Source organism: Inquilinus limosus DSM 16000 (assembly GCF_000423185.1).
GTDB classification, from domain to species: domain Bacteria; phylum Pseudomonadota; class Alphaproteobacteria; order DSM-16000; family Inquilinaceae; genus Inquilinus; species Inquilinus limosus.
This window is the reverse complement of the sequence record NZ_AUHM01000032.1, coordinates 1-18,908: the sequence shown is the minus strand read 5'-3', so window position 1 is coordinate 18,908 and position 18,908 is coordinate 1. Positions and strand designations below refer to the sequence as shown.

Sequence of the window (18,908 nt, the reverse complement as noted above, 5' to 3'; positions counted from 1 at the left end):
GGCGGAATCAGGCTGGGTCGAATTCGAACACGGCGTCGGACAGGTCGGCGGGCGGCGTCCGCGACACCGCCCAGCTGGTCCAGCCCAACCGGAAGGCGCCGGTGCCGAGATGCGGCTCGGGCACCTCGTTGCGGTCGAGCACGAGGCGCAGGTTGAAGCTGAGGCCCGGGCCGACATAGAGGCGGGTCAGCTCGACCAGGCGGCGGACGGCCTCGGTCCCGGGCAGCAGCGTCTGGAACCGTTCCCAGGAGACCGGGCCGACGCGGATCTGGAACTTGCCGCGGACGTCCCAGACCCGTTCGCCGACCACCGCGTCGACGCCGAGCCGGCAGAAATTCCCCTCCGGTGCGGCGTCGGACGGCAGCGCGCTGCGCTCCTCCGGCGGCAGCGGGATCCACGTCCCTTCGAACTGCTTCACCCGGACCGGCAGGCCGAGATAGTCGCCCAGCATCGCTTCCAGCGCCGCGGCCGAACGGGGCCAGCGGGCGAAATGGCCGGCATAGTGGACGATGGTCTCGTCGTCGACCGCCAGGCGCTGCCGGAGATGCGGCAGGCCCAGCCCGGCCAGCGCGTACAGGGCGTGCGTGATGTCGTCCTCGGTCCGGCCGGACCGCTCATAGGCGATCGGCAGGCGGTATTTCGCCCAGGCGCGGTAGTAGAACGACGCCAGCCGGTGCAGCAGCAGGTCGAGGAAGGACTTCAGCGCCGGCCGCTTCATCCGCACGGCGCGGGCGACCTCGGCCGTCAGGTGGTTGGGCAGGACGCCGGACGGGCCGATCAGCCCGAACAGGGTCAGGGCCAGGCGCGGCGGGCCGGCCTCGCCCTCCGGCGGCGGCTCGAAGCCGGCGACGGACCCGGCAGGGAAGGCGAGGCTGACGGCGCTGGTCAGGCGGACCGCCTCCTCGCGCGGGGCCAGATCCTCCCCGACCGGGCGGCCGCGCCCGTCCGGGCCCGGCCGCTGCCGCCGCGCGATGGTCTCGGCCAGCCGGATGGCCTGGAACGCCTCCACTCCCGTCGGGCGCCTGACCAGGGGCTCGATCACAGCAGCACCGTTTCGCCGGCGCGGGCGGGCCAGCGCTTCAGCGGCTGGGGACGGCCGCGGATCGTCGCGGTCAGCCGGGAGAAGGAGTTGACGCTGCAGTACAGGCCAAGGAAGCGCTCCAGCACCGAGGCGAAGAGGTAGAGGCCGGCGGCGGAGAAACGCTCGCCCTCGAACTCGATGGTGACGTCGACGCCGCGGGCGAAGCCGCCCAGGGCGTCGCCCGGCATGCGGGCGGAGCCGCGGCGGCTCGACACCTTCAGCACGCTGTCGATGATGGCCCGCGTCTCCGGCGCGTCTCGGAAGTCGTAGAGCCTCAGGATCTCCCGCAGCGCCTCCAGCCCGCCGGCGTCGTCGGTCAGGGACAGGTGGTTCAGTGCGAGATGCGAGACCAGCCGCCACCGGCCGTGCTTGCCGAGGGCCGGGCGCAGAGTCGGGGTCGGCGGCGTCATGCAGGTGATGCCGCGCAGGGCGGCCGGCGCCTCCGCCGGGGCCAGGCGCGGCTGGCCGCCGCCGAAGGGCAGGCGGCTCGGCAGGTCGCGGTTCAGGCACAGGATCTCGGTCGACAGCGTCATGCCCGGCCTCGCCGCCGGGTCGAACGCCTCGTCGACCAGCGACAGGAACACCTCCGTGCCGCCTTCCCCCCGGCGGCCCGGGCGGCGGGTGGCGTGCCAATACGCCTTCTGCCCGCCGCCGTGATGCATCGCATAGAACGGCTCGAACCGGGTCGCCTGGCCCTGCGTGTCGGACCCTTCGACGCTTTCGATCGAATAGACTTCGGTGGAGACCGGGCGCCGCGAATCCGGCACCACCCGGTATTCGGAGGCCAGCTGGGTGACCGCGATCGGCTCGGCCCGCAGGGGGAACAGGTTGACGATCGGGCTGCAGCCGAGGGCGAGGGAATCCTGTCCGATGCTGCGTTCGAGGTCGGCCGAGCCGCGGTTGAGATAGAAGAAGATCTCCAGCCGCCGGCCGGCGTCCATCAGGGTCTTCGCCTCCAGCCCTTCGAGATCGAAGAACAGGAACTTCTCCGGGAAGGCGAAGTATTCGGTCAGCAGCCGGTAACCCAGATGCGACCGGGCCGGATAGGACAGCAGCCCCTCATCCGGGCCGAAGCCGACCGGTTTGATCGCGCGCGGCGGCAGGATCACCGGGTTGGGATCGGTGGGGCCGTCGGCCAGGGCTACCGAGACGCAGTTGTTGTGGATCAGCTCGTACAGCGGCAGGGCCTGCTGCGCCGGGCCTGACAGGTAGAAGCGCAGATTGTCGATGCCGAGCGAGGAGAAGGTCGCCGCATCCCCCAGGCAGCGCAGGCCCACCCGCAGGATCGCCGCCGCCCCCGCCGCCCGCGGGTTCGGCGGCGCCGTCATCGGCCGGGCGCCGAAGGCCACGGTGTCGAGGGCGATCGGCCACAGGGTCAGCGGATAGGCGGTGCGGAACAGGCAGGTGTCGCCCGCCACCGTCTCGGTGTTGATCTCCATCCCCGGCGGCAGGTGATACGGGCCGGTCATGTCCGCCTGGCAGTCGAAGCGCGCGATCGCCATCGACGGGATCGGCGCCAGGTAGTGCGGGTAGAGGACGCCGATCAGGGCGTCGGTCAGCTCGGGGAAGTCGTCGTCAAGCTTGGTCCGCACCCGGGCGTTGAGATAGGCGAAGGCCTCGATCAGCCGGGCGACGAAGGGGTCGTCGGTCGCCTCGCCGCTCAGCCGCAGCCGGCCGGCGATCTTGGGATGCGCGTCGGCGAACTCGCCGGCCAGGCGGCGGATATAGGTCAGCTCGCGCTGATAATGGGTGAGGAGGTCTTCAGCCATGGCTGCGCGTCGTCACCGAGAAGCTGCGGCTCACCGGCTCGAGGACGGAATCGAAGGTCATGGGCTCGGGCGTCGGCTCGGCATGCATCAGCGCGTCGATGCGCAGGCGCAGGGTTCGGTCGAGGCCCTCCGCGTTCTCCAGCAGCCGCACGGAGACGCTGCGGAACCGCGGCTCGAAGCGCCGGATCGTCGCCTCGATCAGCGCCCGGAACCGCTCGCGATCCTCCGTCGAGGTCATCGGCAGCGCGGTGAAGTCGGGGATGCCGTAGCCGGTCAGGGCGGAGCGGAGCTCGCCATAGGCCTCGGGCCAGGCCACCGGCCGGGCCCGGGTGTTCAGCAGGTTCTCCAGGTCGCGCCGGACGCCGTTGCGGATCTCGGCCAGCGAATGCGTGGTCCGCCGCATGCCGACGCGCGTGGCCGGCTCGGCCTCGTCCGCCAGCAGGCGGTCGAGGACGGAGAGAAGCAGGAAGGTGTCGTCCTTGGCCATGGTCGTCAGACGGGCCGGGCTTCGAAGCGCCGCGCCTGCAGGATCGGGACGGCGGTCTCGCCGGCCAGCCAGCAGCGCTGGCCGATGCCGAGCGCCGGCGTGCCGCCGCCGCCCTGCCAGTCGGTGATCCGGCCCAGCCGGGCGCCGTCGTCGGCACCGGCGGTCGCCGCCCCGTACAGAACCGGCAGGTAGACGTCGCCCTCCGGCCCGTCGGCCACCGTCATCGAGGCGCGGCGCCACAGCAGGTCGCGCACGCGTTCGGGCGGGTGGAACTCGATCGCGGCCACGCGCTCCATCGGCACCCAGTAGTACTTGCCGGTGCTGGTCAGGATCTCGAACACCGGGGCGACAAGGTCGTCGACGTCGCGCAGATCGGCGATCTCGGTGTCGTCCAGCCGGCCGGGGCAGGGCGGTCGCGCGGCCTCGGCCTCGGCGACGAGCCGGCCGGCGTCCTCGGCGCGGCCGTCGCGCAGGGCGATGCCGGCCTCCAGCAGCTGTTGCAGATGCGGCGTCGGCGGCTCCAGGAACTCCGGCAGGCGGCCGGCGGTGAAGTGCTCCGCCCGGGCCTGGGCGGCGCGGATCAGCTGCCGGAACAGCGCCAGCCCCAGCGCCGCGCCCGGGTCCTGGTCGGCGACGACGTCCAGCTGCCGGTCGGCGCGCTCGAACTCGCCGGCGAAGCACATCAACTCGGCCAGGAAGGCCCGCTTCGCCGTGTCGGCCGGCTTCGCCTTGACCTCGGCGAGGCCGGCGGCGATCGCCTCGGACAGGCGGCCCGCCTGGAAATGCTCGCTCGCGCTGGTCATGAAAATCTCTCCCCACTTACCGGCGTCAGGCGGCCCGGGCGCCCGGCGCCGCCAATTCGGTAACCAGGCGGAAGCTCGACGCCACCTGGTCCAGCTGGAAATGCGGCCGCAGATGGATGACGCAGCCATACATGCCGGGCCGGCCGGCCAGCTCGCGCACCGCCACGTCGACCTCGCGCAGCGGATAGCGGGCGCGCTGCTCGCCGCTCGCGGTGTCGCTCGAGATCGAATAGCCCAGCAGCCAGCGGCGCAGGAATTCCTGGCAGTCCTCGGCCGACTGGAAGCTGCCGACCCGCTCGCGTCCGATGACCTTGACGTAATGGGCGAAGCGGCTGATGCAGAAGATGTACTGCAGCATCGCCGACAGCCGCGCATTGGCGTTCGCGGCCTGCCGGTCGTAGGTCTTGGGGCGCTGCAGCGACGGGTTGCCGTGGAACACGGCATAGGGCGTGTCCCGCGCCCGGCACAGCGCGATGATGCCGAGGTCGGAGATGTCCTTCTCGGCGGCGTCGGTCAGCTCGACATCGGTCGCGATCCGGTAGCCGACGCCGTCCCGGTCGGTGCCGAAGGACAGGCTGGGCAGGTCGGTGACCAGCCCGCCGCTGCCGCCCATCGTCGCGGCGCCGCGGATCTCGGCGAACCAGCCGGATTCGTCGAAGGCGCGGATCAGGATGCCGCCGAAGGCGAAGACGGCCGGTCCCCAGCAATAGCCCGACAGGTCGGGGGCCGAGGTGTCCTCGCGGTAGCGGAAGCCGTCGACCCGGCTGCCGTCGTCCGGCCAGGGCGGCCGCATCAGGACCCGCGGGGCGGTGAGGCCGAGGAACCGGGAATCCTCGAGGTCGCGCAGGCCCTGCCAGCGCACGTATTCGGGGCCGCTGACGCCGTGCAGGATGTCGATCGGCTGGCCCAGCTCGGTGAAGCTCTCGACGCCCAGCAGGGTCGGATGGGCGCCGGCGATGAAGGGGGCGAAGGCGGCCGCCGCGATCTGCGCCATGCCCTTCAGCCCGGCGACATCGTCGGTCGGATGGTCGGCCCCCGGCTTGTGCCGCAGCTCATAGGCGCCGATCAGCAGGCCGAACGGCTCGCCGCCGGGCATGCCGAACTCCTGCTCGTAGATCTTCTGGAACAGCTGGCTCTGGTCGAACTCGATCGCCCGCTGCAGGTCGCGGCACACCTCGGCCCAGTCGATGTCGAGGATCCGGATCTTGGCCGCCGCCGTGCCGGAGGCGATCTCGACCAGATAGGCGACGCCGCGCCAGCTGGCCTCCAGCCGCTGCAGCCGGGGCGCGTGCAGGATGACGTCGAGCTGGGCCGAGATCAGCGCGTCGATCCAGGCGATGTCGCGGTCGAGCGCCGCCAGCAGCGCCCGCCGGTCGGCCAGCAGCTCGGCCGCCTGCGACCGCCCGAACCACAGCGCCAGCGCCTCCGCCGTGCGCGGCTCGGCCAGGAGGGCGACGACCGGCCCGGCGCCGTCGGCGGCGTCGCGGCCGCCGCCCGCCAGGATGCGGTCGACCAGCTCCGGCCCCAGCGGCGCCGCGCCGGGCCCGGGCCGGCGCGGCCGCCTGGCCGCGGACCTCGCCTGGGTCAACAGATCAGCCGTTTCCGCCGACATTGGGGATGCGCGCCACCATCCGCAGCGATGTCGTCAGCTCCTCCATCTGCAGCCAGGGCCGCAGCCAGGCGACGGCGTTGTACGATCCGGGGGCGCCCGGGATCTCCTTGACCTGGATCCTGGCGTCCGCCAGCGGATACCGGGCCTTCACCTCCTGGCCGGCGTCCTTGTTGCTGTTGACGTAGTTCATGATCCAGCGGTTCAGCCAGGCCTCGCAGTCGGACGCCTCGAGGAACGAGCCGATCTTGTCGCGGGCCATGACCTTCAGGTAATGCGCGAAGCGCGACGTCGCCATCATGTAGGGCAGGCGGGCCGAGATCGCGGCGTTCGCCGTGGCCTCCGGCCGGTCGTACTTCTTCGGCTTCTGCGTCGTCTGCGCCCCGAAGAACACGGCGTAGTCGGTGTTCTTGTAGTGGCACAGCGGCAGGAAGCCCAGGCGCGACAGCTCCGCCTCGCGCCGGTCGGTGATGCCGATCTCGGTCGGGCACTTGTGGTCGGGGTCGCCGTCGTCGCTGGTGAAGGTGTGGAACGGCAGCCCTTCGACCTTGCCGCCGCCCTCGGCGCCGCGGATCGCGGTGCACCAGCCGTACTGGGCGAAGGCGTCGGTCAGCCGCGTGCCCATCACATAGGCCGCGTTCATCCAGCAATAATCCTCATGCGCCATGGCGCGATGGACGCCGCCGGCGTCGATCGGCGCCTCCTCGTAATCGAACTCGTCGATCCGGCGGGTGGCGGCCCCGTAGGGCAGCCGCGCCAGGACGCGCGGCATGGTCAGGGTGACGAAGCGGCTGTCCTCGCTATCCCGGAAGCTGCGCCACTTGGTGTACTCCAGGGACTCGAAGATCTTCTCCAGGTCGCGCGGCCTGGACAGCTCGGTGTAGTCGTTGAAGCCGAAGATCTGCGGCGCGGCGGCGGAGATGAACGGCGCGAAGGCCGCGGCCGAGACCTGGCTCATATGCTGCAGGATCTCGATGTCCTCGGGGTGGGGCGAGAACTCGTAGTCGCCGATCAGCGCACCATAGGGCTCGCCGCCGGGGGTGCCGAACTCGTTCTCGTAGATCTTCTTGAAGACCTGGCTCTGGTCGAACTCCACCGCCTTGGTCAGGTCCCGGTGCAGCTCGCGCTTGGACAGGTTCAGGACACGGATCTTGAGCATGCTGCTCGTCTCCGTGTTGCTGACCAGGTGGTGCAGGCCGCGCCAGGAGCCTTCCAGCTTGCGGAACTTCTCATGGTGCATGATCGCCGCCAGCTGGCGCGACAGCTGCTCGTCGATCGCCTTGATCGCGTGCGTCAGCGTCCGGGTCAGGTTCCGGTCATAGGTGACCGTTCCCTTCAGCGCCTCCTCGGTCAGCGTGCGCAGCAGCTCCTGCGCCCGCTCCGGCTCGGTCTGCTTGGTGGCGCCGATGGCCTGGTCGAGCAGGCTGGGGGCGGCCGTCTCCGTGGTCTGGACGGCGGCCTGGGTTTGCGGGCTCTTCTCCACGGCCATGGCTTACTCCTTGGTCTCGCCGGCATCCGCGGCGGGTGCGGCCTTGTCGTCCTCGGCGCCGAGCGCGCTGGACAGCTGCGCCAGCTGGTCCTTGTTCTGCAGCACCTTCTCCAGCAGCGCCTCGAGGTCCTCCGACCGGTCGATCTTCGACATCAGGTCGCGGAGACGGTTGCGCGTCTCCAGCAGCTTGCGCAGCGGCTCGACCTGCTGGACCACAGCGCCGGGCTCGAAATCGTCCAGCGACTTGAAGGCCAGGTGGACCGCCATCTCGGTGCCGTCGTCCTTCAGCGTGTTCTCCACCCGGAGGTTCAGGCCGGGCGCGATTCGGGCCATCACGTCGTTGAAATTATCCCGGTCGATCTGGACGAATTTGCGGTCGCGCAGCGGGGCCAGCGGCTGGGTCGGATCGCCCGAGAAGTCGCCGAGGACGCCGACCACGAAGGGCAGCTCCTTCTCGATCACGGCGCCTTCGGTCTCGACCTGGTAGGTGATGTGGACGCGCGGTTTGCGGACGCGCTCGAGCTTGTCGTGAATGCTGGACATCATGGCCTCGTCTGGGTCACTGCAGGGTTACGCGTATCCACGGGTCTTCATCCGCTGCTGCGGGGTTTGATGCCGGCGGCGATCAGGAAATCGCCCCGGGCCGTCTCGTCGCGAATCAGCTCGTCGAGCAGGTCGGGCAGGGGCAGCCGCGCCCGGCGCACCGATTCCTCGAGCGTGTAGGAGATCGGGGCCTGCGGCTCCATCCGCCGGAACCACGCCGCCGCCAGCTCGATCAGTCGGAACGCATCCTCGCGGTCGCGGATCTCGCCGGGAAGGGCCGCCGGACGCGCCGTGCCCGACGGTGCCGGCGGGGCCTGATGGCCGGTGGCCGCCCCATCCCCGGCAGCCGCCGGCCCCTGGGCCGGGACGCGGTCGCCGAGGACCAGCCGGGCGGCGTCCTGCGCCGCCTCCAGGACCTTGCGGATGTTCGAGCTCGGCGGCGAATCGGGGCCGCAGCGCTCGTCCAGCGCGGCGCAGAGCTGCCGGAACGCGTCCTGCGCGCCGGAAATGTCCGCGACCAGCGTCGCCACCGTCGCGGCATCCATCTCGTTCCCGGCCTGGCGCACCGCATCCAGGTCCACGCCGCCCGCGTCCAGCCGCTGCTGCCGGCGCTCGGGCTCCAGCGCCGCGATCTCCCCGGCTTGCACGATCTGCCACAGGGCGTAGCTGCCCTGCTGCCCGCGAATCATCGCGATCTTCCGCACCGGCTGGATCAGCGTCCCCTCGGCGCCTTCGCCGTTCAGCCCGATGAGCGGGCGCAGGCGCGTCGCCACGCCGTCCTCGTCCGGCAGGGGGTGCAGCCCGTCCCAATGCTGCTCCACCAGGGCGTGCGCGAGGCGGAATCCGTCGCGCAGCCCGGCGTAGCCGTGCACCCGGGCGAGGCCCTCGACCATCATCGCCGCGATCTCGAGATCCTTCGACCGCTGCGCCAGCAGCTCGGCGCCGCCGGCGATAATCTGGCGCCATTCCGCGATCGGCTGGGCCGCGTCGTCCTCGGCATCCGCGGCGCGCTCCTGCGCGCGCACCTGTCCGCGCAGGTCGCGCAGACGCTGGAACGGGGCTCCGGCCGAGAAGTCCTGACGCAGATCTTCGCCAGCCGGATTCGCGCCCGGGATCGGGGCGGTCAAGGACTGGATGTCGAGGACGTCCGGAGTCTGCACGGTGATCTCACATCGGTTCAATCGGTCTGACGAAGCGGTCGCCGGCGGGCGTTCGGCAGCATACCGCCCGCGCTCCATATGCGGAAATGCGGATAAATCGGCCTGCGGGAATCTCCGAATGTGTCGAGTCCGTCACGGCCCGCGGCGGGTGTTCCTTTCTCGTAAGATTCTTTTCCGGACACTCTCACCCCCGAGCGCCGCGGCCGGCGCGGAAGATCGATTATGCGCCAAATGTCTTGCAGCTTCCAGAATCGTCGATTCTGTGTATAGATACCCACGTACTCAGGTATGAGAGGTGTTTAGCCACTGATGCGCGCCAAAGTATGACGAAACTGTGGCTTCCTGCCTCAATTCCTACAGCAAAGTTGACACAACGATCCGCTTTTATCCGGGCGTTGACCTGTTTTCCGGAGGGGGCCCGTTTCAAGACAGCGTGAACTGGTGGCTCCGGATTGCAGTAGTCCCGGTGCTGTCCGACCAATGCCTCGCGGCGCGGCCGCCGAGGATGTCGTTTTTCTTGCAACGAGAGGGTGAGACATCATGGCGATCTATGTTCAGATCGATGGTATCCAAGGCGACGCGACGCATGAGAGCCACAAGAAATGGATCGATGTCGCGGCGCTGAACTGGGGTGTGCACCGCTCCGTCTCGACCCCTTCGGGTTCGGCCCAGAACCGCGAGGCATCCGAGCCGGTGGTCGGCGAGGTTCATCTCAGCAAGCTGATGGACGGCTCGTCGCTCAAGTTCTTCGAGGCGGCGGCGACCGGCAACCAGGGCAAGACGGTGACGATCCATCTCGTCACCACCGGCAGCCCCGGCGCCACCTATATGGAATACAAGCTGACCAACGCGCTGGTCACCGGCTACCAGGTCCACACCAACGGCGACCGTCCGTCGGAAGAGATCACGCTGAACTTCACCAAGGTCGACCTGAAGTACACGACCTATGACGAAAATCATAAGCCGGTGAACAACCAGGTCGCCAGCTACGACGTCGCCACCACCAAGAAGGGCTGACGGCGGGGCCGGGGCCCCGTTCGGCCCCGGCCGCCTGGCGTTCGCGGCGGGGATGCCGGGCGGGCGCGGTACGGCGCGGTGCGGTCCGCCTCCGGTGACGGCCGGCGGACCGGGTCCGCCGTTGCGTTCGCGCGGCATCCGAAACTGCTCCTCCTGAGCCGAAGGACCATGCGCACAGATCAGGTGATCCGGCTGATCGACACCGTTCTCGGGGAGCTGGAGGATGATTCCGTCCGGCCGCCGGGCGGGACCGGCGCGGTGCTTCGACGGCAGCGCCAGTCCGTCCTGCTGGAACGGGCCGCTGCCGAGCTGATGGCCGCCTCCCCCCTGCCGGGCTTCCGCAGCCGCCTTGCCTGGCGGTTGCCGTCACGCGCGGCTCCGGCGTCGCCTCCGCTTCGTGAGGAGGAGATGGCGGCGCGTGCCTGCCGGCTGGCGCGCCGGCTTTGGCGGGCCGCGGGGCTCAGGCGGTCCGAGCGCCGCCTCGACGTCCTGCTGATGCGGCATGTCCCTGGCGCGAACGGGGAGGAGATCAGGCTCGTGGCGCTGGGCCGTCCGACGGATGCGGCGGCTGAGGTGCCGCGGTCCCCGGCGGCCAGGCTGCTCGCCGCCCTCACCGTCATCGCGGTGGTTCTGCGCCAGGCGGACCGGACCGGCCCCACCGCGGCCTGACAATCGATGCTGGCATGAAAGACCGTGGCCGGCGCCAGCCGACGAGGCGGTGCCGGGTGCCGACGGCGACGATGGGGTGGGGGTGTGATGGTGCATCTGCATGGGGCCGCTACGGCGGCCCTCCGCGTCCGATCCGGGGCCGGATCGCGGGCCGCCTGTCCCGCGGCCGGGGACGCTTCGCCGAAGATGGCCGGAGTCGATCATGTCTCCCTATGACTATGTGGGGTCGCTGACCCAGGCCGGGCGTCTTCTCGCCATCCAGACGCCCCTGGGAGAGGACGTCTTCCTGCTGGAGGGGATGGACGGCGTCGAAGGCCTGAACGACCTGTTCGGCTTCCGGCTGCGGGTGCGGTCCAAGCGCCGGGACATCCTGCCGAAGGACCTCGTCGGCCTGCCGGTCAGCTGGACGCTGGAACTGCCCGGTGGTGCGCGGCGAACCTGGTCCGGCGTCGTCGGGGCGCTGGACGCCGGGCCGGCCCTCGGCGACGGAATGCGCTCCTATGTGCTCACCGCCCGGCCGTGGCTGTGGCTGTTCACGCACACCTCCGACTGCCGGATCTTCCAGAACAAGACCACCCAGCAGATCCTCGAAACCATCTTCACCGAGGCGAAGATCCGGGATTTCGACTTCGGACCTGTGATCGGACCGAAGGCGGTGCGCGAATACTGCGTCCAGTACAACGAGACCGATTACAACTTCATCGCCCGCCTGCTGGAGGAGGAAGGCTGGAGCTGGTGGTTCCGGCACGAGCCGGGCAGCGACGGCGGGCCGGCGCGGCACGTGCTGGTGGTGTCGGACGGGGCCCATGCCTGGACGCCGGGCGAGGAGCCGGAGCTGCGCTTCACCAGCACCAACCTCGACCTGAACGACGTCACCGGCTGGGTCCGGCGCTATCAGTTCATGCCCGGCCAGGCGGCGGAGGCGGACTGGAACTTCGAGACCCCGCAGGCGCCGGTGATGCGGGGCCAGCCCTCGCTGGCCCCGATCGAGACCAACCGGATGTTCGAAATGTACCGCTGGGGCGGCCGGTTCCTGGACAAGGACCGGGCCGACCACATCTCCCGGCGGCGCATCGAGGCCCACGAGGCCGGCTTCGAGACGGTCGACGCCGAGAGCGGCAACCGCCGCCTCCAGCCGGCCCAGCGGTTCAGGCTGTACGGCCACCCGATCGCCGAGGAGAACGCCGATTACGCCGTCGTCCGGGTGATGCACTGGGCAGAGGACCAGTCCTACGCCGCCAACGGCGGCACGGCGACCTATTCGAACCGGTTCCAGGTGGTGCCGGCGACGACCCGCTGGGTGCCGGAGCAGAAGACGCCGCGGCCGCGGATCGAGGGCATCCAGACCGCGACCGTGGTCGGCCCGCCCGGCGAGGAGATCCACACCGACCGCTACGGCCGGATCAAGGTCAAGTTCCCGTGGGACCGCTACGCCAAGGGCGACGACACCTCCTCCTGCTGGCTGCGGGTCAGCCAGCCCTGGGGCGGGTCCGGCTGGGGCTCGCAGACCATCCCCCGCATCGGCATGGAGGTGCTGGTCGGCTATCTCGAAGGCGACCCCGACAAGCCGCTGGTCATGGGCGTGGTGCCGAACCCCACGACCATGCCGTCGCTGTCCCTGCCCGGCCACAAGACCCGCACCGGGTTCAAATCCTCGACCAGCCCCGGCGGCGCGGGCTTCAACGAGCTCAGCTTCGAGGACCAGGCCGGGGCGGAGGAGATGTTCCAGCACGCCCAGAAGGACTCGACCCAGATCGTCCGCAACAACCAGCGGACGCAGGTCGGCAACGCCTACACCATGGCGGCGGAAACGCTGCACCTGACCACCGTCCAGGCGTCGCAGGTGCAGATGACGCCGCAATCGATCACGCTGCAGCACAAGGGCAGCCAGATCTACATGGACGAGACGCAGATCATCCTGTCCTTCGGCGGCCGTCACAAGATCCGGCTCAGCGCCGATGGGGTAGAGACCCATTCCGAGACCAAGGTGTTCGCCAGCCAGGGCCCGGCGGCGCCGCAGAACTTCATCTCGATGGTGCCGGACGGCATCCATGTCATGGCCAAGACCGCGATGCGGCAGGAGGCCGGCGGCTCCACGGTGGAGATGAGCGGGGAAGGGATCGACAGCCGCGGCGCCAAGATCCTCCTGAACTGCGCGGCGCCGGTGCCGACGCCGACGCCCGGCGGGGCGGATGGGCCGACCGTCGGCCCCGCCGGCCCCGCCTGGACGCCCGAGGGGCAGGGCGCCAACCCCGGGCCGCAGGTCGGCGTGGGCGCGGGGGCCCAGCAGACGTCGTGGCAGGCCGAGGGCGACGCCTGGGCCGGCAACAAGGGCTCCGGGCCGAACTCCGCCAAGGTCATGGGTGCGGAGGGGAAGGTCGCGACCAGCTTCGGTCCCGACAAGGCGACGGTCGATGCCGAAGCGACGGTCGCCGGCGCGCAGCTGCGGGGGGAAAAGCGAGGCGATCTGGGGGCGGTGTCCGGCGAGATGGACATCCTGTCCGCGACCGCGAAGGGCCATGCCGGGCTCACCCCCTACGGTGCCGGCGCGCATGGCGAGGCGGCGGCCTACATGGCGCGCGGCAAGGTCGCCGGCGAGCTCGGCGACCTGAAGACGGGCGGCGTCGGCGGGGCGCTGGAGGGACAGCAATTCTATGCCAAGGCCGAAGGCGATGCGCTGTTCGGCGATGACGGCCGTCGTGTCGGCGTGGCTCTGGGCGGCAAGGCCAGCGCCTCGGCGCTGGGGGGCTCGGCCGAGTCGCAGACCACCATTCCGATCGGCTGGCTGCCCGGCGTCCCGGATGACTGGACCCTCAACATGAAGGAGAAGGCGTCCGCCAAGGTGGGGGGCGTCGGCGCCAAGGGCGGCGGCTACGCCTACTACGACCGGGCCGACGAACGCTACTATGCGGGGGCCTATGCCGGGCTCGGCGTGCTATTGGGTGCCGGCGTCGAGCAGGAGGTCAGCATCGGGCCCGCGTCCGGAGGCAAGTGAGGTGAGACGCTGGCTGGCCGACATCGCCATGCTCCTTCCCAGGGAGGGCCGCACCCGGCGAAGCGCCGTCGCACTCGCGATTCTGTTCGCGGTGCTGCTCGGCCTCACCTATGGCTGGGCGCAGCGATATGGTCAGGCCCTGACGCCCGTCTCGGCGGTGATGGTCGGCGGCCTGGCTCTGACGGGGTACGGGCTGTGGGTGCTGCTGATGCTGACGCGTTTCCGCCGGCTGGTCCGGCACGCGGCCTCGGCCACACCCGCCGGTCTTCGCGTTCCGCTGACCTGGCGTTTCGGCCTCCTCTGGCCCTATCGGAAGGGCGACATCGATCGCGCGGCCAGCGAAGGCCGGCTCCCTGAACTGATGGTGTTCTGTTTCATCCTCGTCACGATTCTCGGCTTTTCCATCGTGATGATTCTGAAGCCGCAACCGGTCCGCGCGGCGGAGACCCCCATGACAGAGCTGCTCCTGAAACCCCGTTCCTCGGAAGCGCAGATCCTGCAGGCCAGCCAGCGTCAGTTCGAGGACAATGGCGACCCGGCCCTGACCTTCAGCCTTCTGCTGCCTAAGGACTGGCTGAAATACGAGCCGTACAAGCCGGAGAATCCGGACGCCAAGGGGCTCGTCCTGCTGTCCCGCTATGGCTCCCGGGATCAGCGGGCTTTGCTCGAGGTTTACACGGAGAAGCTTGGGCGCGAACTGGCGAGCGCCGATTGGCTCGATGTCTGGCTGCGTGAGAACGGCTACGAGGTCCTGAAGCGCCACCTGACTGATACCCCTGCAGGCTGGAACGCGGACGTGCTGGCGAGGCGCGAGGTGAAGGGCAAGGCCTTCACCTACCGGATGTCCACCTCCAAGAATGGCGATCGGCTCTATCTCGTCTTCGGCTATGCCCCGGCGGCAGACTACAGCCGGGCGGAGGAGGCCTTCGTGGTGGCCGCCAACAGCTTCCGCTTGCCGCACGCGGCGGATGTTCCGTCCGCCGAGCCGCTTCGCACCATACGGCTCTCCAACGTGTTGCCGGCGCGTTTCGTCTTCCCGACGAGTTGGGCGGAGAAGCGGGACGAAAGCGTGGGGCCGGGCCAGGACAGCATCAACCTTAAGAACATGGTGGGCGAGCGGATGATCGGGCAGGTCAACGTTCTGGTCGCGCCCGAGGCCGCCTACCCCTCGCACGGAGCGGTCGCCGACGCGCTCATCCACGCCGCTCAAGGGGCGGTCGGCACCGCCATCCCCGATGTGTCACTGACCCCGGTCGACCTCGGCTCCGACCTGACGGATGTGCGAGGAGGCGAGGTGGAGGTCGAGACGAAGGGATCGAGGATCCGGATTCGCGTCATGGTCGCGCGTGCGGGTCGGGCTTGGGCGTCCTTTCTCCTGATCGGCTTCAGGCCCCAGCCCGACCTGTACCTGATCGACGCGATCAACCGCCGGGCCTACGACATCGCCGTCCGCACCTTCGGGCCGGCGTCGTAGCCGCTGGGTGGAAAGGGGGAGAAGCCGCCATGTCCTTCGCAGGAAGCTCGGTGAAGACGCCGGCCATGGCCGCGGTCCACGGCCTGCGCCAGGTCGCCTTCAACACCATCGGCGACAAGGTGCTGCGGCCGCTGGTCGACTATGCCCCGCCGGAGTTGCCGCAGATGGCCTCCGGCGCGGCGAATCGCGTTCAGCAGGCTGCCGGCGCGGCCCGCTCCTCCGCCGGCAGCCTGGCCTCCGCGGCCGGCAGCATGACCGGCGCGCTGGGATCGTCGGGCTCGTCCGCCATCGCCGCCTTGCCGGAGCTGACGCCGCAGACGCCTTTCGTGCCGCCGGATTTCAGCCCGATGCCCAGCTTCGATTCGTCGTCGATCCTGAGATCGGTGGCCGATCGGGCGCAGCAGCTGATTGCCGGCCTGTCGCAGCCCGACGGGCTGGCCGAGATGGCCAAGTCCATGGCGCTGGACCAGGCCGGACAGGTGGCGCAGCAGGCGCTCGGCGGCCTGTTGCCGGGCGAGGTGCCGCACGCCCTCGACGCCGCCCGCGGTGCCCTTCCCGGCGGCTTGCCGGACCGGCGGCAGGCCGCCGATGCGCTGACCGGCGCTGGGATGGGGGCCGTGCCGCAGCAGGCGCAGGACGCGCTCGCTCTTGCCCGCGACACCGTCCCCGGCGGGCTTCCCTCCGCGCTGCCGGGCAACCGGCAGATCGCCGACGCCGCGCGCCGGGCCGCGGGGACGGCCGAGGATGCGGCGCAGCAAGCCGCGGCCAAGGCGGCGTCGGACGTGCTCGGGAAACTCTGAGTCTCCGGAACGCTGCGCTCAGCTCGTCGGCGTCGTCCGGGCGATCTCGTCGACCAGGCCGCCGACCGAATCCAGCACCTGCTGCAGGTCGGCGATGTCGGCGGCGCGGTCGGCGGTCGAGCGGTCGCGGTTGGAGGCCTCGTTCGCCTTGCTGCGGGCCAGCGCCAGACGCCGCTGGGCGTCGTCCAGCTTGGCCGCATCGGCGGCCGAGGCCTGGGCCCGCAGCGCGGCGATGCGGCGGTTCAGCTGCGCCATCCGGGCCCGCGCGGCGCCGAGCTCACGGTCCACCTGCGCCTGTTCCCGCCGGATCGCGTCGGCCCGGGCCTGCAGCTGAGCCTGTTCGGCGCCGAGCGACGCCACCTCCGCCTGGCGCTGATCGATCCGCTGCTGGTAGCCGCCCGACATCAGGTTGGTGACGCCGGTGATGAAGCCGCCCTCATGCGGGTCGCCGCTGCCGGCGCAGCCGGACACCGCGGCCGCCCCGGCCAGGGCGAGGATCGCTGCCCATCGTCTCGTCATCTCGGCTCCCCCTTCGCTGCGCCGCGGCCGCGGCGCTACCGGTTCAGGTCCTTCAGCCAGGCCGCCGGGTTGGCCTTGCCCTGGGCCCGGTAGGCCTCCATATGCGCCACGAACAGGGCAGCGTACGGGATCAGCTCGCCCGCGTTGCGCGCCTGCAGCTCGCTCTTCAGCAGCTGGAACTGCGCCTGGATGACCTCCGGCGAATAGTCCCCCGCCATGGTGAAGACGGTGTCGGCGTAGTTCTCGAGCGACAGCCGCACCCCGACCCGCAGCGCCTCGCGCTGCGCCTCCATCTCGGCCACCTGCTGCTCGGCGCGGGCGAGGGCGTCGGCGCCGTCCGGCCTGCCGTTGAGGCGCCGCTGCATCTCCGCCAGGGCCGGCCGCGCCACGTCGTCGATCGCCTTGCCGACGCTGTCCAGCCGCAGCTGGTCGGTGCGCAGCTTGTTGCCGAAGAAGGCGCCGAGATTGATCATCAGCCGGATGGCGCGGTCGCGCGCGTCGTTGCGCTCGGTGATCGCGTCGCGCAGGTCGTGCGAGATCCGCTGCAGCCTGGCGCGCAGGGCCGGGTCGTCGGTGGTCTGGGCGGCGGTGTCGAGGTCGCGGATGGCGGCCGATTCCTGCAGCGCGGTCTCCTGCCCCGGATCGGGCGCCGCCAGCGCCTCGTATTCCTTTTGCAGCGCGGTCAGCCGCTCGGCCGAGACGATCGCCGGCGCGGCGATCACCAGCCGCATCCCGACCTGGCGCAGCGCCGTGGCCTGGCCGGTCTTCTCGGAGAAATAGGGCAGCTCGGTGCGGGTGGCGCTGCGCACCTGGTCCAGCGGGGTCAGGAAGTCGCCGCCGCGGATGATGAAGCCGCCCGCCTGGCCGTGCAGCCGGCCGCGCCGGTTCAGCCGGAACGGCTCGAACATCAGCTCCGAGGCGTTGCCGAGGATGTCGTAGAGGCCGAGGGGGTTCGGCTGCAGCAGCCCGACCGGGTGGATCCGGCCGCCGGCCGATTGGCTGCCCTGGAACCAGAGATAGCTGGCCGGGTTGCCGCCCGCCATGGGGAAGCGGTCGGCGACGAAGTCGAGCGCCGAGACCGCCATGCCGCCCCGCGCCGCGAACTCCCACTCCGCCTCGGTCGGCAGGCGCAGATAGCCGGACAGGTCGCCCTCCTTCGGCAGCTTGTCCCGGGCATTCGCCATCAGCCATTCGGTGTAGTGTTCGGCGAAGGCGAGCGCGTCGAACCAGGAGATGTCGACGGCCGGCTCCCGGCCCCGCATGGTCGGCGGGCTGCAGGTGCCGCTCAGCGCCTCGTATTGCGACCGGGTCACCTCGTATTTGCCGATGTAGAAGTAGCGTCGGGTCTGATCCGCGGTCGGGGTGAAGGCGCCCGCGATGTTGTCGAAGCGGCGGTCGTCGATCACCCCCAGATCGGGGTCGGAGCCGCCGAGCGCCACCCGCATGTCGTTCAGCCAGCCGCCGCTCTCGACCTCGACGCGGCGGAAGGCCATGGCCCCGCCGCAGGGCATCGGCAGGACCAGGTCGTCCTCGGCCGGATGCGGATTGATGAAGGTCTGGTCCCACGGCGTCTGCGCCGGCGGCGCCTCGGCGGGCGGCGTCTCTGTGGACGGCGTCTGGGCGGCAGCGGCCAGCGATGCGAGAACCACGACGACCCCAGCCAGTCGAACAGGCTGCCAAAACGGCATAGCGACGCCTCCTGTGCCACCCCAGGCGCCGCGCCTCGGGCCTCTTGTCCGGGCCATAGTCCTAACCGCGGAACGGGGCGGCCGTCCAGCCGGGCAAGATGGCTGATTTCTTTGGCGATGTTGGGGCATTCTGCGATCCGCCGCGGACGCAACGGAGGATGCGAGACCTGTGCTGGGAAACGCCGTGACGCCGCCTCTCGTCGTCGCCGAAGGGATCGGCCGCCGCTTCGGCGGGCGCGGCCTGTTCGGCCGCGGCCGGCCGGTGCAGGCGGTGACCGATGTCAGCCTATCTCTGGCGCGCGGCGAGACGGTCGGCCTGGTCGGCGAAAGCGGCTCGGGGAAGAGCACGATCGGCCGGCTGCTGCTCGGGCTGCAGCCGCTCAGCGCCGGGCGCGTGCTGTTCGACGGCACCGATCTCTCCGGCCTCGGCCGGGAACCGCTGCGGCGGCTGCGCCGGCGGATGCAGCTGGTGTTCCAGGACCCGTTCTCCAGCCTCGACCCGCGGCGCCGGGTCGGCGCCCAGATCGCCGACGGGCTGCGCATCCACCGCCTGGCCGACGAGGCGGCGCGCCGGCGGCGGGTGCGGGAGCTGCTGGTCCAGGTCGGGCTGCAGCCGGAGCATGCCGACCGCTATCCGCATGCCTTCAGCGGCGGCCAGCGCCAGCGCATCGCCATCGCCCGGGCGCTGGCCACCGACCCCGACTTCCTGGTGGCGGACGAGCCGGTCTCGGCCCTCGACGTCTCGGTCCAGGCCCAGGTGATGGCGCTCTTGTCCTCGCTGCGGGCTGAGCTCGGCCTGACCATG

Annotated in this window: 16 protein-coding genes; 6 read left to right on the top strand and 10 right to left on the bottom strand. The window is 70.6% G+C overall.

Annotated features, from left to right (window positions below):
• Positions 1-7 precede the first annotated feature (7 nt).
• From tssG to tssA, 8 genes are read right to left on the bottom strand one after another with little or no spacing between them, the layout of a single operon-like run.
• The gene (gene tssG, locus G537_RS0123480) at positions 8-1,042 is read right to left on the bottom strand and encodes a type VI secretion system baseplate subunit TssG (RefSeq protein ID WP_051248993.1); all 1,035 of its coding nucleotides are present in this window, start codon (positions 1,040-1,042) and stop codon (positions 8-10) included.
• Positions 1,039-2,850, bottom strand: a complete 1,812-nt coding sequence (tssF, locus tag G537_RS0123475) for a type VI secretion system baseplate subunit TssF (RefSeq protein ID WP_026872196.1) — start codon at positions 2,848-2,850, stop codon at positions 1,039-1,041. Before tssF ends, tssG begins: the two co-directional genes overlap by 4 nt.
• Positions 2,843-3,337 (bottom strand): type VI secretion system baseplate subunit TssE, encoded by a 495-nt coding sequence (tssE, locus tag G537_RS0123470; protein ID WP_026872195.1) that lies wholly within the window; start codon positions 3,335-3,337, stop codon positions 2,843-2,845. Before tssE ends, tssF begins: the two co-directional genes overlap by 8 nt.
• 5 nt (positions 3,338-3,342) lie before the next feature.
• Complete coding sequence (locus G537_RS0123465; RefSeq protein WP_034852773.1) at positions 3,343-4,140, bottom strand: type VI secretion system accessory protein TagJ; 798 nt, start codon at positions 4,138-4,140, stop codon at positions 3,343-3,345.
• A gap of 25 nt (positions 4,141-4,165) precedes the next feature.
• The gene (gene tssC, locus G537_RS0123460; protein WP_245579100.1) at positions 4,166-5,728 is read right to left on the bottom strand and encodes a type VI secretion system contractile sheath large subunit; all 1,563 of its coding nucleotides are present in this window, start codon (positions 5,726-5,728) and stop codon (positions 4,166-4,168) included.
• Positions 5,729-5,732: 4 nt separating this feature from the next.
• Positions 5,733-7,238 (bottom strand): type VI secretion system contractile sheath large subunit, encoded by a 1,506-nt coding sequence (tssC, locus tag G537_RS0123455; protein ID WP_026872192.1) that lies wholly within the window; start codon positions 7,236-7,238, stop codon positions 5,733-5,735.
• A 3-nt stretch (positions 7,239-7,241) separates the two neighbouring features.
• The gene (tssB, locus tag G537_RS39495) at positions 7,242-7,781 is read right to left on the bottom strand and encodes a type VI secretion system contractile sheath small subunit (RefSeq protein ID WP_211230480.1); all 540 of its coding nucleotides are present in this window, start codon (positions 7,779-7,781) and stop codon (positions 7,242-7,244) included.
• Between the two features lie 47 nt (positions 7,782-7,828).
• On the bottom strand, positions 7,829-8,941 hold the full coding sequence (gene tssA / locus G537_RS0123445; RefSeq protein ID WP_026872191.1) for a type VI secretion system protein TssA: 1,113 nt from the start codon (positions 8,939-8,941) through the stop codon (positions 7,829-7,831).
• A 540-nt stretch (positions 8,942-9,481) separates the two neighbouring features.
• Between tssA and G537_RS0123440 the strand changes: the two genes are divergently transcribed.
• From G537_RS0123440 to G537_RS0123415, 5 genes are all read left to right on the top strand, one after another.
• Complete coding sequence (locus G537_RS0123440; RefSeq protein ID WP_026872190.1) at positions 9,482-9,958, top strand: Hcp family type VI secretion system effector; 477 nt, start codon at positions 9,482-9,484, stop codon at positions 9,956-9,958.
• Positions 9,959-10,126: 168 nt separating this feature from the next.
• Positions 10,127-10,627: a hypothetical protein gene (locus G537_RS0123435; RefSeq protein ID WP_026872189.1), complete on the top strand. Its 501-nt coding sequence runs from the start codon at positions 10,127-10,129 to the stop codon at positions 10,625-10,627.
• 202 nt (positions 10,628-10,829) lie between these two features.
• Positions 10,830-13,622: a type VI secretion system Vgr family protein gene (locus tag G537_RS42295; protein ID WP_051248989.1), complete on the top strand. Its 2,793-nt coding sequence runs from the start codon at positions 10,830-10,832 to the stop codon at positions 13,620-13,622.
• 1 nt (position 13,623) lies between these two features.
• Positions 13,624-15,096 carry a hypothetical protein gene (locus tag G537_RS39485; RefSeq protein WP_034852767.1) on the top strand — a complete coding sequence of 491 codons (1,473 nt, stop codon included), beginning with the start codon at positions 13,624-13,626 and terminating at the stop codon, positions 15,094-15,096.
• Positions 15,097-15,125: 29 nt separating this feature from the next.
• Positions 15,126-15,896 carry a hypothetical protein gene (locus G537_RS0123415; protein ID WP_026872188.1) on the top strand — a complete coding sequence of 257 codons (771 nt, stop codon included), beginning with the start codon at positions 15,126-15,128 and terminating at the stop codon, positions 15,894-15,896.
• Between the two features lie 18 nt (positions 15,897-15,914).
• Here G537_RS0123415 and G537_RS39480 read toward each other — a convergent pair whose 3' ends face one another.
• Both G537_RS39480 and G537_RS0123405 read right to left on the bottom strand, forming a co-directional pair.
• Entirely contained in the window at positions 15,915-16,415 is a 501-nt protein-coding gene (locus tag G537_RS39480; protein WP_051248987.1) for a hypothetical protein, read from the bottom strand.
• A gap of 35 nt (positions 16,416-16,450) precedes the next feature.
• Positions 16,451-18,064 (bottom strand): formylglycine-generating enzyme family protein, encoded by a 1,614-nt coding sequence (locus G537_RS0123405; protein WP_051248985.1) that lies wholly within the window; start codon positions 18,062-18,064, stop codon positions 16,451-16,453.
• A 223-nt stretch (positions 18,065-18,287) separates the two neighbouring features.
• Here G537_RS0123405 and G537_RS0123400 point away from each other — a divergent pair.
• The coding region (locus tag G537_RS0123400; RefSeq protein WP_026872186.1) for an ATP-binding cassette domain-containing protein at positions 18,288-18,908 on the top strand (621 nt) is incomplete at its 3' end.